General features: G+C 61.0%; 12 protein-coding genes. 2 read left to right on the forward strand and 10 right to left on the reverse strand.

All coding sequences use genetic code 11. The annotated features are described in order from the left end of the window. The first annotated feature begins 22 nt into the window (after window positions 1-22). Window positions 23-2,332 carry a 5-methyltetrahydropteroyltriglutamate--homocysteine S-methyltransferase gene (gene metE, locus ACP6KB_RS06025; RefSeq protein WP_442112503.1) on the forward strand — a complete coding sequence of 770 codons (2,310 nt, stop codon included), beginning with the start codon at window positions 23-25 and terminating at the stop codon, window positions 2,330-2,332. Window positions 2,333-2,522: 190 nt separating this feature from the next. Beyond that, window positions 2,523-3,515 (forward strand): alpha/beta fold hydrolase, encoded by a 993-nt coding sequence (locus ACP6KB_RS06030; protein ID WP_442112504.1) that lies wholly within the window; start codon window positions 2,523-2,525, stop codon window positions 3,513-3,515. 70 nt (window positions 3,516-3,585) lie between these two features. On the opposite strand, the gene ACP6KB_RS06035 is transcribed toward ACP6KB_RS06030, so the two are convergent. The 10 genes from ACP6KB_RS06035 to glpK all read right to left on the reverse strand — a co-directional run bounded on the left by ACP6KB_RS06035 (window position 3,586) and on the right by glpK (window position 14,851). Continuing rightward, the gene (locus tag ACP6KB_RS06035; protein ID WP_442114264.1) at window positions 3,586-3,912 is read right to left on the reverse strand and encodes a GlpM family protein; all 327 of its coding nucleotides are present in this window, start codon (window positions 3,910-3,912) and stop codon (window positions 3,586-3,588) included. 33 nt (window positions 3,913-3,945) lie between these two features. After that, window positions 3,946-5,271, reverse strand: coding sequence for a sigma-54-dependent transcriptional regulator (locus tag ACP6KB_RS06040; RefSeq protein WP_442112505.1), 1,326 nt, complete (start codon window positions 5,269-5,271; stop codon window positions 3,946-3,948). After that, entirely contained in the window at window positions 5,268-7,175 is a 1,908-nt protein-coding gene (locus tag ACP6KB_RS06045; protein ID WP_442112506.1) for a sensor histidine kinase, read from the reverse strand. Before ACP6KB_RS06045 ends, ACP6KB_RS06040 begins: the two co-directional genes overlap by 4 nt. 69 nt (window positions 7,176-7,244) lie before the next feature. Further along, the gene (locus ACP6KB_RS06050; protein ID WP_133215490.1) at window positions 7,245-7,979 is read right to left on the reverse strand and encodes an amino acid ABC transporter ATP-binding protein; all 735 of its coding nucleotides are present in this window, start codon (window positions 7,977-7,979) and stop codon (window positions 7,245-7,247) included. After that, complete coding sequence (locus tag ACP6KB_RS06055; protein WP_442114265.1) at window positions 7,976-8,644, reverse strand: amino acid ABC transporter permease; 669 nt, start codon at window positions 8,642-8,644, stop codon at window positions 7,976-7,978. The genes ACP6KB_RS06050 and ACP6KB_RS06055 overlap by 4 nt, the downstream gene beginning before the upstream one ends. Beyond that, window positions 8,641-9,387, reverse strand: coding sequence for an amino acid ABC transporter permease (locus tag ACP6KB_RS06060; RefSeq protein ID WP_133215486.1), 747 nt, complete (start codon window positions 9,385-9,387; stop codon window positions 8,641-8,643). Before ACP6KB_RS06060 ends, ACP6KB_RS06055 begins: the two co-directional genes overlap by 4 nt. Before the next feature lie 99 nt (window positions 9,388-9,486). Next, window positions 9,487-10,419: a glutamate/aspartate ABC transporter substrate-binding protein gene (locus tag ACP6KB_RS06065; protein WP_442112507.1), complete on the reverse strand. Its 933-nt coding sequence runs from the start codon at window positions 10,417-10,419 to the stop codon at window positions 9,487-9,489. Window positions 10,420-10,748: 329 nt separating this feature from the next. Further along, window positions 10,749-12,317, reverse strand: coding sequence for a glycerol-3-phosphate dehydrogenase (gene glpD / locus ACP6KB_RS06070; RefSeq protein ID WP_442112508.1), 1,569 nt, complete (start codon window positions 12,315-12,317; stop codon window positions 10,749-10,751). A 141-nt stretch (window positions 12,318-12,458) separates the two neighbouring features. Beyond that, window positions 12,459-13,214, reverse strand: coding sequence for a DeoR/GlpR family transcriptional regulator (locus ACP6KB_RS06075; protein ID WP_442112509.1), 756 nt, complete (start codon window positions 13,212-13,214; stop codon window positions 12,459-12,461). Between the two features lie 137 nt (window positions 13,215-13,351). Continuing rightward, the gene (gene glpK / locus ACP6KB_RS06080; RefSeq protein WP_442112510.1) at window positions 13,352-14,851 is read right to left on the reverse strand and encodes a glycerol kinase GlpK; all 1,500 of its coding nucleotides are present in this window, start codon (window positions 14,849-14,851) and stop codon (window positions 13,352-13,354) included. Window positions 14,852-14,891: the final 40 nt, after the last annotated feature.

Consider the following 14,891-nt stretch of genomic DNA (forward strand, 5'->3'; position numbering starts at 1 on the left):
TTTTACATGGAGCACGATTGTCATGGCACTGGCCCACAACCTTGGTTTTCCGCGCATCGGCGCTGACCGCGAACTGAAAAAAGCGCAAGAAGCCTACTGGAAGGGTGATATCGATCAGGCCGCGTTGCAGGCCGTGGGCCGTGAGTTGCGTGCGCGTCACTGGCAGGTGCAGAAAGATGCCGGTATCCAGTTGCTGCCAGTCGGCGACTTTGCCTGGTACGACCAGGTGTTGAGCCATTCGCTGGCCTTCGGTGCGATTCCTGAGCGATTCGCCAACACCTTGGGCAGCAACGGCCTGCCCACCCTCGACACCCTGTTCGCCATGGCCCGGGGCGCCACCACCTGCTGCGGCGGCGAGCATGGCCAGACGCAATACGCGCAAGAGCTCACCAAGTGGTTCGATACCAATTACCACTACCTGGTGCCGGAATTCACTGCCGACCAGCGCTTCCTGCTGAGCTGGGAGCAACTGTTTGAAGAAGTCGCAGAAGCTCAAGCCTTGGGCCACGCGGTCAAGCCGGTACTGATCGGGCCGCTGACCTACCTGTGGCTGGGCAAGACCAAGGGCGCAGACTTCGACAAACTCGACCTGTTGGAGCGCCTGTTGCCGGTTTACGGCGAGATCCTCAGCCGTCTGGCGCGTCAGGGTGTGGAGTGGGTGCAGATCGATGAGCCGATTCTGGGCCTCGACCTGCCGCAGGCGTGGAAGAATGCCTTCGAGCGCGCTTATCACATTCTGCAGTACTCGCCGCTGAAAAAGCTGGTAGCCACCTACTTCAGCGCCCTGGAAGACAACCTCGGCCTGGCGGTGAGCCTGCCGGTGGACGGTCTGCACATCGACGTTGTGCGTGCCGCAGAACAATTGCCAGCGGTGCTGGATCGCCTGCCTACCTATAAAGTGCTGTCGCTGGGCGTGGTCAACGGCCGCAACGTCTGGCGTTGCGACCTGGAGCAGGCGCTGGAGCAACTGCAGCAGGCCAAGCAACGGTTCGGCGCCAATCTCTGGGTCGCCGGTTCCTGCTCGCTGTTGCACAGCCCGGTGGACCTGGCGCGTGAAGACAAGCTCGACACGGAACTGAAAAGCTGGCTGGCCTTCGCCGTGCAGAAGTGCGAAGAAATTGCCCTGTTGTCCAAGGCACTGGAGGTGCCCCACCTGCCCGCAGTGCAAAGCGCACTGGCCAGCAGCCGCGCTGTTCAGCTCAACCGTGCGCAATCGCCACGCATCCACAAACCGCAGGTCCAGGCGCGTCTGGCAGCGGTCAGTGCTGGCGATCGTCAGCGTCAGTCAGCCTTTGCCCAACGCATTGACGCCCAGCGTCAACGCCTACAGTTGCCAGCGTTCCCGACTACCACCATTGGCTCGTTCCCGCAGACCTCGGCCATCCGTCTGGCGCGTCAGGCTTACAAGCAGGGCAAGCTGTCGGCCAATGATTACACCGACGCGATGCACAGTGAGATTCGCCATGCCGTACAGGTGCAGGAGCGCCTTGGCCTGGACGTGCTGGTGCATGGCGAAGCCGAGCGCAATGATATGGTCGAGTATTTTGCCGAACAACTCGACGGCTACCTCTTCACCCGCTTTGGTTGGGTACAGAGCTACGGCTCGCGTTGCGTGAAACCGGCGATCATCTACGGTGACCTGAGCCGGCCGCAGCCGATGACAGTGGCCTGGATCGAGTACGCCCAGCGCCAGACCAACAAGGTCATGAAAGGCATGCTGACTGGGCCGGTGACCATGCTGATGTGGTCGTTCCCACGCGAAGACCTGTCGCGCCAGGCTCAGGCCGAGCAACTGGCGCTGGCCATTCGCGACGAAGTACAGGACCTGGAAGCGGCCGGTATCAAGATCGTGCAAATCGATGAGGCAGCGTTCCGTGAAGGCCTGCCGCTGCGCCGTGCGCAATGGCAGGCGTACCTAGACTGGGCAGTTGCAGCCTTCCGTTTGTGCTCCAGTGGCGTGCGGGATGAAACGCAGATTCACACGCATATGTGCTACAGCGAGTTCAACGACGTGATCGAGGCTATCGCAGCCATGGATGCTGACGTGATCACCATCGAGACGTCACGTTCGGACATGCAGTTGCTGGAGGCTTTCAAAGCCTTCGACTACCCCAACGACATTGGTCCGGGCGTGTACGACATTCACTCACCGCGCGTGCCGGACACCGCTGAAATGGTCAAACTGATGAGCAAAGCGGTCGAGCGTATTCCGGCCGAACGCTTGTGGGTCAACCCCGACTGCGGCCTCAAGACCCGGGCCTGGCCGGAAACCGAAGCGGCGTTGGTGAATATGGTGGCTGCGGCCCGGCAACTTCGCAGCCAGTTGGCTTGACGATATCGCGGGGCAAGTCGGGTCGCCGCACCGCCGCTCCCACCGGCTGGCAACTGTGGGAGCGGGCTTGCCCCGCGATAATGACCACTGAGCGCCTGTCATCAAACGGTCACGGTTTTGTGGCAGCGCGCCCGCATGAAAGTCATCAGACTCCCGCTCTACTGGGGATTTGCATTCTGGTGTTTCTTTCATGCGGGCATTTTTGTTTTTTCTGGTGCTGATCAGCGCCTTACCTTCCGTTGCAGCGTCACGTTGCGACACCAACGTGCCGACCCAACACGCCGACCTGGCACAGCTGAGCGTGGCCTATCAAAGCATTGGCCGAGACTCAGACCCGGCACTGCTGTTGGTCATGGGCCTGGGCGGGCAGTTGATCCACTGGCCGGATGAGGTGGTGGCGGCGTTGTGTCAGCAAGGCTTTCGGGTGATTCGCTACGACAACCGCGATGTTGGCCTGACCCACTGGACCCAGGCACCGGCCAGCGCCAACCTGACCTACCAATTGTTGCGCTACAAACTCGGGCTTTCGGTCAGCGCGCCTTATAGCCTCACCGATATGGCTGAAGACGGCCTGGGCTTGATGGACGTCTTGGGGATTGAGCGCTTTCACGTCATGGGTGTGAGTATGGGCGGCATGATCGCCCAGCACCTGGCGGCCATGGCGCCGGCGCGGGTGGAAAGCCTGACCTTGATCATGTCCAGCTCAGGTGCCCAAGGCTTGCCGACGCCCAGCCCTGCCTTGGTGCAGTTATTGGCACGGCGTGAGGCGCCGAACCGCGCAGTGGCTATCGAGCAGCAAGCTGACCTGCTGGCTGCGCTGGGTAGCCCGCAGGTCGAGGATGATCGTCAGGCCCTGCTGGAACAGGCGGCGCAATCCTATGACCGCGCATTCAACCCGGAGGGAGGCAAGCGCCAGATTCTGGCGATACTGGCGGAACCGAGTAGGGTTGAACTGCTCAACCACCTGCGCCTGCCGACGCTGGTGGTGCATGGCACCGCCGACCCTTTGTTACCGGTGATGCATGGCGTGCACCTGGCTGCGCATATTCATGGCAGCCAGTTGAAGTTGATTCCAGGTTTGGCTCATCGTTTTCAGGAACAGTTCAAAGTACCGTTGCTGGCCGCAGTGCTGCCTTACCTGAAAACCCAGCGCCTGGCCGATACGCACCTGGCGGCGTACTGACCGTGTAGGAGCGGGCTTGCCCCGCGAGGCAATTTCACTGACACACCGCAATCGCGGGGCAAGCCCGCTCCTACTGAAACTTCACCCAGACGCTGACCAGCACCGTGGCCGCCACAAGCCAGGCCACCGCTGCCAAGGCCAGCGACAGCTCCAGGCGCATGCGATCCACCAGCACATACAGCGCCGCCAGGTAGACGAAGTACGGGATGATCGACCACATGCCAAACAGGATGGTGGTTTTCAAATCGTCCAGCGAACGGCCCTTGCCGACGATGTAATGGGCAATCAGGGCAAAGGTCGGAAAAAGCGGGACCAGCCCGGCGATGTAGTAATTGCGGGTTTTCGCCAGCGCAGCAAGGATCACCACCACTGCTGCGCCCAGGCAGGCTTTGAGTATCAGGTCCACAGGTTTTCTCGAGGCAGCGGCCGGTCAACCCAGGCCATATTTTTTCACTTTGTCGAACAGCGTGGTCTTGGCCATGCTCAGCTCCTGGCTGGCCTGGCTGAGGTTGCCGCCGGTACGTTGCAGGGCATCGCTGATCAGGTTGCGTTCGAACGCCTCAACCGCTTCGGCAAAGCCCAAGCCCTGGCTGGCACTGGCGCCAACTTTCTTGAAGGCCGGTAAGCCAAGGGCGAAGCGTTCGGCGACGTTGCGCAATTCACGTACGTTGCCCGGCCAATCATGGGCCATCAGGCGCGACAGTGTCTGGCTGTCCAGTTGCGGTGTCTCGCGGTCGAAGCGCAATGAGGACAACTGCAGAAAGTGTTCGAACAGCTGCAGGATGTCTTCACGGCGTTCACGCAGCGGCGGCAGTTCCAGGGTCACCACGTTGAGGCGGTAATACAGGTCGCTGCGAAACTGGCCGCTCTGGCCGAGGGCGGCCAGGTCGGATTTGGTCGCGGCAATTACCCGGCAATCGATCGGTATGCTCTGGTTCGAGCCCAGGCGTTCGAGGGTACGCTCCTGCAACACGCGCAGCAGTTTGATCTGCAGGTTGATCGGCATGCTTTCGACTTCGTCGAGAAACAGCGTGCCGCCGTTGGCGTGTTCGATCTTGCCGATGCGCCGTTTGCCCGCGCCGGTAAAGGCGTTGGCCTCGTGGCCGAAGATTTCGCTCTCGAACAGGTTCTCCGGCAGGCCACCGCAGTTGAGGGCCACGAAGGGTTGGCCCTGGCGCCGGCTGAAATCGTGCAGGCAACGGGCGACCAGCTCTTTACCGGTGCCGGTTTCGCCTTCGATCAAGACATTGGCCGAGGTGTCGGCGACGTTGGCGATCAGGTCACGCAGGTTCTGCATGGCTGGCGAGCGGCCAATGATGCGGCCCTCCAGGGTGCTTTGCTCCGCCAGTTGGCGGCGCAAGGCGAAGACTTCCCGCGACAGCCCGCGTTGTTCCAGGGCGCGGCGTACCACTTCGACCAGACGCTCCGGGGCGAAGGGTTTTTCCATGAAGTCGTAGGCGCCATTGCGCATCGCGCCAACGGCCATGTCGATGTCGCCGTGGCCGGTGATCAATACCACCGGCAGGCTGCTGTCGCGGGCCTTGAGGCGGCTCAGCAGTTCCAGGCCGTCGATGCCGGGCAGGCGAATGTCGCTGACCACAATCCCGGCGAAGTCATCACCGATGCGCTGCAGGGCTTCTTCGGCGCTGCCGACGCCTTCGCAGGCAATGTCTTCCAGCGCCAGCGCCTGCTGGCAGCCGAGCAGCACATGCGGGTCGTCTTCGACGATCAGGACAGTAAGGGGCGCTTGGTTCATAGGCACTCGGCAGATTCTCCAGGGGCAGTGACCAAGGGCAGGGTGAGGACGAACGCGGTACCACCATTGGCGGGATGTTCGACGCTCAGGTTGCCCTTGGCGGCAGCGGCGAGGCTGGCAGACAGAGTCAGGCCCAGGCCCAGGCCGTGCTCTCCTGGTTTGGTGGTGAAGAAAGGTTCGAACAGGTGCTTGCGTGCTTCAGCGTCGATGCCGTGGCCGTTGTCGCGCACCCGCAGGCGGTATTTGTCGCCTTGCAGCTCGCCTTCGAGCCAGAGTTCGGGCAAGGGCTGGGCGGCCATGGCGTCGAGCGCGTTGCCGATCAGGTTGACCAGAATCTGCTCAAGGCGGGTCTGGTCGATCGCCAGTTGTTGATCTTCGTACTGATGGTTGAGCTTCAGGTGGCAACCGGCAACGCGCGCGCCCAGTACCTGCAGGCTGGCTTCCACCGCTTTGCCCAACGAAGCCTGGCCACTGTCGTCACCACGACGGGCAAACGAGCGCAGGCTGGCGGTGATCCGCCCCATGCGGTCGATCAGGTCATTCATGGTCAGCAGGTTGGCGCTGGCGGTTTCCAGGGCGCCACGTTCGAGGAAGCGTACGGTGTTGCCTGATAGGGTACGCAACGCGGCCAATGGCTGGTTCAGCTCATGGGCAATGCTGGTGGACATCTGCCCGATAGCCGCAAGCTTTCCGGCCTGGACCAGTTCGTCCTGGGCATGGCGCAGGGTCTGCTCGGCCTGCCGGCGTTCACGAATCTGGCCCTTGAGGCGGTCGTTGCTGGCCCGCAAGTCAGCGGTGCGCTCGGTAATTTTGCGCTCCAGCTGGCTGTTGGCCTCTTCAAGTGCCTCACGGGCGGCCAGGCGGGTGGCAATGACTTTACGCCGCTCGTTCCAGGCAATCAGCACAATGGTCAGCAAGGCGAAGGCGACCGCTACCAGCACGCCCTGGATGATCGATTCACGACGCAAGTCCTGCAAGGGTGTGAGCAGGGTGAAGTGCCAGGGCGTGTCACTCAGACGCCGGGTCTGGGCCAGGTAGGCGACTTCGCGGCGACCATCACCCAGTTCTGCATTGGCCGGGAAGCTCAGCTTCTCCAGGCCATCGGCGAGCTTTTCCCGCGACAGGGGTTGCAGTTCATTGAGCGGCCACCAGTAGTACTGCAGGCTGCGCGCCAGGCGTTCCTTGATGTCCGGGGTCAGCGGGCGTACCGACTTGAGGCGTCGGGCCGGGTCGCTGGAAAGAATGATGATGCCATTTTCGTCGCTGACGAAGGCTTCCAGGCGTGCGCGCTGCCAGCGCTCTTCCATGTTTTCCAGGCGGACTTTGATCACCGCCACGCCAATGATTTTGCCGTGTTCTTCCAGGCCATGGGCGAGGTAGTAGCCTGGCTCGCCGGTGGTGCTGCCAATGCCGTAGAAACGCCCGGGCTGGCCGCGTACGGCGTGCTGGAAATAGGCACGGAACGACAGGTCTTCACCGAGAAAGCTGTCGACGTCACGCCAGTTGCTGGTGGCCTGGACCCGGCCCGTGGTGTCGAGCACGAAGATGGCTCGACTGCGGCTGCGCCGGTTCAGGCCTTCGAGGTATTCGTTGACCGTCTGGCGGTGTTCGCCTTCAGGATCGGTCAGCAGGCTGGAAACGCTGCTTTCCAGTTCCAGCACGCTGGGCAGGTAGGTGTATTTGCTGATTTCGCTTTCGACGCCGCGGGCGTGCAGCTCAAGCTGGCGCTCGCCAGACTCGCTCAAGGTGCGAATGCCGTTGTGCTCGCTGATCATGAAGCCAGCCACACCCAGACCGATCATCAGCAGAATGATCAAAGGCGGGATCAGCAGTTGGCGAAGCAAACGGGGTTTCACGGCAAGAGCAGGCTTGGCTGGGCGAAAGAGCGTGGGATCGCATTTCATCACAGTGGCCTTTGAACGGCCAGCACCCAATGTCCGCTACAGGTCGGACAGTGGGCGCTGGTCATCACCTCAGTGTTGCAGGATTTTGCTGAGGAAGTGCTGGGTACGCTCATGGCGGGCGCTTGGGTCACCGAAGAACTCTTCCTTCTGGCAGTCCTCGATGATCTTGCCCTGGTCCATGAAAATCACCCGATTGGCGACTTTGCGGGCGAAGCCCATTTCGTGGGTCACGCACATCATGGTCATGCCTTCGTGGGCCAGTTCCACCATCACGTCCAGTACTTCATTGACCATTTCCGGGTCCAGTGCCGAGGTCGGTTCGTCGAACAGCATGACGATCGGGTCCATCGACAGGGCGCGGGCAATCGCCACACGCTGCTGCTGACCACCGGAGAGTTGCCCCGGGTGCTTCTTGGCGTGGGCGCTGAGGCCGACGCGGTCGAGCAGGGCCAGGCCCTTCTTGGTGGCTTCTGCTTCACTGCGGCCCAGTACCTTGCGCTGGGCAATGGTCAGGTTCTCGGTGATGCTCAGGTGCGGGAACAGCTCGAAATGCTGGAACACCATGCCGACCCGTGAGCGCAGCTTGGGCAGGTTGGTCTTGGGGTCGGCGATCGAGGTGCCGTCCACCACGATGTCGCCTTTCTGGAACGGCTCCAGGGCGTTGACGCATTTGATCAGGGTCGACTTGCCCGAACCCGACGGGCCACAGACCACAACCACTTCACCTTTCTTGACCTCGGTGTTGCAGTCGGTCAGAACCTGGAAGTCGCCGTACCACTTGTTGACGTTCTTGATGGAAATCATACGGTTATCCTTTTCTGCAGACGCTTGACCAGCCAGGAAGCGGAGAAGCTGATGACGAAGTACACGATGCCGGCGAAAATCAGGAACTCGTTGGAGCGCCCGATGATGTCGCCACTGGCCCGTGCCGAGTTGAGAAAGTCCACCAGGCCGACGGTGTAAACCAGCGAGGTGTCCTGGAACAGGATGATGCTCTGCTGCAGCAGCAGCGGGGTCATCTTGCGAAACGCCTGGGGCAGGATGATCAGGCGCATGGTTTGCCCGTAGGTCATGCCCAGCGCTTGTGCCGCACCCATCTGGCCTTTGGAAATCGACTGTACGCCTGCACGGACGATTTCGCAGAAGTAGGCGGCCTCGAACATCATGAACGCCACGACGCAGGAGGTGAAGGCGCCGACTGGCGTGTCTTCGCCGGTGATCCAGCGCAGGATGAACGGCACCGCCAGGTAGAACCAGGTGATCACCAGCAGCAGCGGGATCGAGCGGAAGTAGTTGACGTAAACGCCGGCGAAGTTCGACAGCAGCTTGTTCGACGACAGGCGCATCAGTGCCAGGATGGTGCCCAGCACGATACCGCCGACAACCCCCATGACCATCAGTTGCAGGGTCATCAGCATGCCGTTCCACAGGCTCGGCAGGGCGGGAATGATTCCACTGAAGTCCATTATTTGCCCCCCACGGAGATCAGGCCGGGTACCGCGACTTTCTTCTCGACCATGCGCATCAGCAGCATCAGGCCCATGTTCAGGGTGAAGTAGATCAGCGTCGCCAGGGTGAAGGCTTCAAACAGGTTGGCCGAGAACTCGGCGGTTTGTTTGGTTTGCGCCAGCAGCTCCATCAGGCCGATCAGCGAGGCCACCGAAGAGTTCTTGAACACGTTCAAGAATTCCGAGGTCAGCGGCGGAATGATGATTCGGTAGGCTTGCGGCAGCAGTACGTTCCAGTAGATCTGCGGCAGGCTGAAACCCATGGCGCGTGCGGCCGACTCCTGGCCACGCGGCAGTGCCTGGATACCGGTACGCACTTGTTCGCACACCCGTGCGGCGGTGAACAGGCCCAGGCAGATGACCACGCTGATCAGCGCCGAAGTGGTCGGGTTGAGGTCTTGTTTGAACCATTCCTGCAGGCCTTCAGGCAGCAGGTCGGGTACCAGGAAGTACCAGATGAACAGCTGCACCAGCAGCGGCACGTTACGAAACAGTTCCACGTAAGCTGTGGCGATGCCCGATACCAGGCGGTTCGGCACCGTACGCATGACGCCGAGCACCGAGCCCAGCAGCAATGCAATGATCCACGCCGCAATGGCAATGGCGATGGTCCAGCCCAGGCCGGTGATGTACCAGTCAAGGTAGATCTCGTTGCCGATGCCGGTGGACTTGAAGAAAACGCCCCAGTCCCAGTTGTAATTCATCGGGATTTCCCCTCAGATCAGTTGTTTCACGGGCACCTTCGAGCATCCGAGGGCACAAGGCACCCTCGGATGAAAGGTTAGACACTAACTAGCTGGGGATCAGGACTTCTTTTCGTCTGCAGCTTTGTCGGTAGGAGTGGCGATCAGCGCCTTGAGCTCGTCGCTCATCGGGAAGTTCAGGTTCAGGCCCTTTGGCGGTACAGGTTGCATGAACCACTTGTCGTAGATCTTGTTGATCTCGCCCGACTTGTAGAGGTCGACGATGGCCTTGTCGACAGCTGCCTTGAACGCTGGGTCGTCCTTGCGGACCATGCAGCCGTAGATTTCATAGGACTGTGGCGTACCGACGATGGCCCAGCCTTTTGGATCTTTGGCTTTCGCCATTTCACCTGCCAGCAGCGCGTCGTCCATCATGAAGGCGACAGCGCGGCCGGATTCGAGCATCTGGAACGACTCGCCGTGGTCTTTGGCCGAGATGACGTTCATCTTCATCTGCTTGTCGGCGTTCATGGCCTTGAGGATGCGCTCGGACGTGGTGCCTGCGGTGGTCACGACGTTCTTGCCAGCCAGGTCAGCGAAGTCTTTGTACTTGGCATTTTCAGGCTTGCCGTCTTGGGCTTTGGTCAACAGACGGGTACCGACTTCGAAGATACCAACCGAGAAGGCTACTTGCTGCTGGCGCTCGACGTTGTTGGTGGTCGAACCACACTCAACGTCAACGGTGCCGTTTTGCACCAGCGGGATACGGGTCTGGGAAGTGACGAGGTTGTATTTGACCTTCAGGTCTGGCTTGTTCAGGTCCTTTTTCAGGGCCTCGACGATTGCCAGCTGGATGTCATGGGAGTAACCGACGGGTTTACCCGAAGCGTCGGCGATGTAGGAGAACGGGATAGAAGCGTCGCGGTGCCCCAGAGTAATGGTGCCCGAGTCGTTGATTTTCTTCAGGGTGCCGGTCAGCTCTGCGGCGACAACTGGCGAACTGATCAAAGCGGCCGTGATGGCTGCGCCCAACAGGTGGGGAACGATACGCATCAAAATTTCCTCGACGTTGTTTTTTTTATTGAGCCGTTGGCGGGCTCTTTCGTTCAGCGAACACTGCAATGAAGCGGTTTGCGCATTCGGGTACTGAGTGTAGAGCATGACTCATGCCAAGCCCTGACATTGATCATAAAGCCTTGAGAAATCAGGCCATTAAACTTTTCTGACGCCTAAGTGGCTGTAGGATTCGTCCGGGCGGCCGAATGCGAGGATGTGTAACGTTCGGAAATCCGAATATAGCGCTGTAGGAGCGGGCTTGCCCCGCGATCGCGGTGTGACAGGTAAACCGCAATCGCGGGGCAAGCCCGCTCCTACACGGTGGTTCAGGCTGCGCGATGCAGCTCCAGGCGTTGCAGGTAGTCGCGCAGGGCCTGTTGTTCGGCGGCGGTGGTGAACAAGCCGAGCTTGCTGCGGCGCCAGAGGATGTCGTCGGCGCTGACGGCCCACTCTTCGCTGCACAGGTAATCCACCTCGCGGGTGAACAATCCACCACCGATGGCATCGCCCAGGTCTGCCGGGCCTTGCACGCCTTCAAGCAGGCGCCAGACGCGGCTGCCGTAGGTCAGCGCCCAACGCTTGGCGATGTCGGCTGGCAGCCAGCCACATTGGGTCAGGATGCTATCGGTCAGGGCTTGCGCGGTGGTCATGTTCTCGCCACCCGGCAGGGCGGCGCTGGCGGTCCAGCTGCCACGCATCTGGGTGAAGAACGGTGCGAGTTCGCTCATGGCCGACTCGGCCAGCTTGCGGTAGGTCGTCAGCTTGCCACCGAATACCGACAGCAGCGGGGCATCACCGCTGCTGGCCGAGAGGGCCAGGGTGTAGTCGCGGGTAACGGCCGAAGGGTTGTCCGACTCGTCGTTACACAGCGGCCGTACACCGGCAAAGGTGTGCAGGATATCGGCACGGCTGAGCTGATGGTTGAAGTGCGCGTTGACCACGTTGAGCAGGTAGTCGGTTTCGCCTTCGGTGATCGCGACCTTGGCCGGGTCGCCAGTGTATTCACGGTCTGTGGTACCGATCAGGGTGAAGCGTTCCAGATACGGAATGGCGAATACGATGCGTTGGTCTTCGTTCTGCAGGATGTAGGCGTGCTCACCGTCATACAGCTTCGGCACGATCAGGTGGCTGCCCTGAATCAGACGAATGCCGTACGGGGCGTCGAGTTGCAGGTCATCTTTGATGAACTTGGCCACCCACGGGCCGGCGGCATTGACCAGGGCGCGGGCGCGGATCGACTGCTGGCTGCCATCGGCGTTTTCGAGCAGCACGTCCCACACGCCATCGACACGTTGTGCGCGAACGCAGCGAGTGCGGGTGCGGATGTCTGCGCCTTTTTCGCGCGCAGCCATGGCGTTGAGGACTACCAGGCGGGCGTCATCCACGGCGCAATCGGCGTATTCGAAACCACGGGTGATGTTGGCCTTGAGCGGGTTGCCCGGGCCGAAGCGCAGGCTGCGCGAGGCGCCGAGTTTTTCGCGTTTGCCCAGGTGATCGTAAAGGAACAGGCCGGCACGGATCATCCACGCCGGGCGCAGGTGCGGGCGGTGCGGCAGGACGAAACGCATCGGCTTGACGATGTGCGGAGCCTTGGCCAACAGCACTTCGCGCTCGGCCAGCGCTTCACGCACCAGGCGGAACTCATAGTGTTCCAGGTAGCGCAGGCCGCCGTGGATCAGCTTGCTGCTGGCCGACGAGGTGTGGCTGGCGAGGTCGTCTTTTTCGCAGAGGAATACCGACAGGCCGCGTCCAGCCGCGTCGGCGGCGATACCCACGCCATTGATGCCACCGCCAATGATGGCGAGGTCATAGATGTCGGCAAGGGCAGGCGATGACAAGCTGGATTGCGGCACGGGCGGCTTCCTTAAATACTTTCTAACATCGAATTTGAACATTGATGTTCATTTTCGAAAATATTAGCGCAACGGAATGGGGTCTGCCAGTCGCTTTCCATAGAAAATACTGATCGGATGACAAATAAATGAAAAATAGTGAACATTTGCGCTGCCACCGTTGCGGTGGCAGCGGATCACGCCTCAGACCACTTCGAGGCGAATCTTGTACTGGCTGAGCAATTGGCTGAGGGCGGGTACTGGCGCCTGATCGGTCACCAGGCAATCGATCAGGCTGATCGAGCCCAGGCGCACCATGGCGTTGCGTCCGAACTTGCTGGAGTCGGCGGCGAGGATCACCTGGCGGGCATTGGCGATGATCGCCTGGGAAACCCGTACTTCCTGGTAGTCGAAATCGAGCAGGCTGCCGTCTTCGTCGATACCGCTGATACCGACCAGGGCAAAGTCGACCTTGAACTGGTTGATGAAATCGACACTGGCCTGGCCGACCACGCCACCGTCACGCCGCACCGTACCGCCGGCCAGTTGCACTTCGAAGTCATCCTTGGCGCTGAGGATCGAAGCCACGTGCAGGTTGTTGGTGATGATCTTCAGATGGTTGTGATTGAGCAGGGCGCGGGCAATCGATTCGGTGGTGGTACCGATGTTGATGAACAGCGAGGCATGGTCGGGGATCTGTGCGGCGATGGCTTCGGCGATGCGCTGCTTCTCGTCACGCATCTGGTCGGCGCGCATGGCATACGCGGTGTTTTCGATGCTCGAGTCATAGGCAGCGCCACCGTGATAGCGGCGTAGCAGATTGACTTCAGCAAGCTGGTTGATATCGCGGCGAATGGTTTGCGGGGTGACAACAAATAGCTGCGCCATCTCATCGATACTGACGTAGCCGCGTTCGCGGACCAGTTCGAGGATTTGTTGTTGGCGAGGGGGCAGGTTCATGGGCGGTCCTTTGGGGCTGCCGGGCAAATAGCGCCATGATGCCGCAGGAATTGCCTGACAGCCAGCCGAGTGAAGCGATCGCGAGGCAAGCCCGCTCCCACCGAGTCCGGTGGGAGCGGGCTTGCCTCGCGAAAACCTTACTCCTCGTGCGGCTCCCAATCGCGCGTGCGATCTACCGCCTTCAACCAGCCGGCATACAGCTTCTCTTTCTGTGCTTCGTCCAACTGCGGGCTGAACTCGCGCTCGATCACCGCCTTGCCGCGCAGTTCATCCAGGCCACTCCAGAATCCGCACGCCAGACCGGCCAGGTAGGCCGCGCCCAGTGCCGTGGTTTCGCGCATTTGCGGACGCTCGACGCAGGTGCCGAGGATGTCGGCCTGGAACTGCATGAGGAAGTTGTTGGCCACGGCACCGCCGTCAACCCGCAGCTCGCTCAGGCGCTGGCCGCAATCCTGCTGCATGGCGTCGAGAACGTCGCGGGTCTGATAGGCGATGGATTCCAGCGCCGCACGGATGATGTGATCGACCTTGACCCCACGGGTCAGGCCGAACAACGCGCCACGGGCGTAAGGGTCCCAGTAGGGTGCACCAAGACCGGTGAACGCCGGCACCAGGTACACGCCGTTGCTGTCTTTGACCTTGCTGGCGAAGTACTCGGTGTCGTGGGCGTCATTGACGATTTTCAGCTCATCGCGCAGCCATTGCACGGTGGAACCACCGTTGAATACCGCACCTTCCAAGGCGTAGGCCACTTCGCCGCGCGGGCCGCAGGCGATGGTGGTGAGCAGGCCGTGGGAAGATTTGACCGCCTTGTCACCGGTGTTCATCAGCAGGAAGCAGCCGGTGCCGTAGGTGTTCTTGGCCTGGCCGGGTTCGACGCACATCTGGCCGAACAGGGCTGCCTGCTGGTCACCAGCAATACCGGCGATGGCGATGCCGCTCTTGGTGTGGCCGTACACTTCGGAGGAGCTGTGAACCTGCGGCAGCATCTGCCGCGGAATTTTCAGCACTTCAAGCATCTTCTCGTCCCACTGCAGGGTGTGGATGTTGAAGAGCATGGTGCGCGAGGCGTTGGTGTAGTCGGTGACATGCACCTTGCCGCCGGAAAATTTCCAGATCAGCCAGCTGTCGACGGTGCCAAACAGCAGGTCACCGCGCTCGGCGCGTTCGCGGGCACCTTCGACGTTGTCGAGGATCCACTTGAGCTTGGTGCCGGAGAAGTACGGATCAGTGACCAGGCCGGTGGTTTCGCGAATGTAGTCCTGCAGGCCGTCGCGCTTGAGCTGCTCGCAGATCTCGGTGCTGCGTCGGCATTGCCAGACGATCGCGTTGTACACCGGGCGTCCGGTTTCCTTATCCCAGACCACCGTGGTTTCACGCTGGTTGGTGATGCCGATGGCGGCCACTTGGTCGTGGCTCAGGCCAGCCTGCGCCAGGGCTTCGACCATGGTCGCGCTCTGGGTAGCGAAGATTTCCATGGGGTCGTGCTCGACCCAGCCGGCTTGCGGATAATGCTGTGCGAATTCGCGCTGCGAGGTGCCTACCACGTTGGCATCGCGGTCGAAAATGATAGCCCGCGAACTTGTCGTGCCCTGGTCCAGGGCAATGATGTAGTTCTTGTTGTGGGTGTCTGTCATGTCGTTGGCCTTGCACTCAATAGGGTAGTTATCAGGGCAG

The organism is Pseudomonas sp. NUPR-001, assembly GCF_052147955.1.
Classification (GTDB): Bacteria; Pseudomonadota; Gammaproteobacteria; order Pseudomonadales; family Pseudomonadaceae; genus Aquipseudomonas.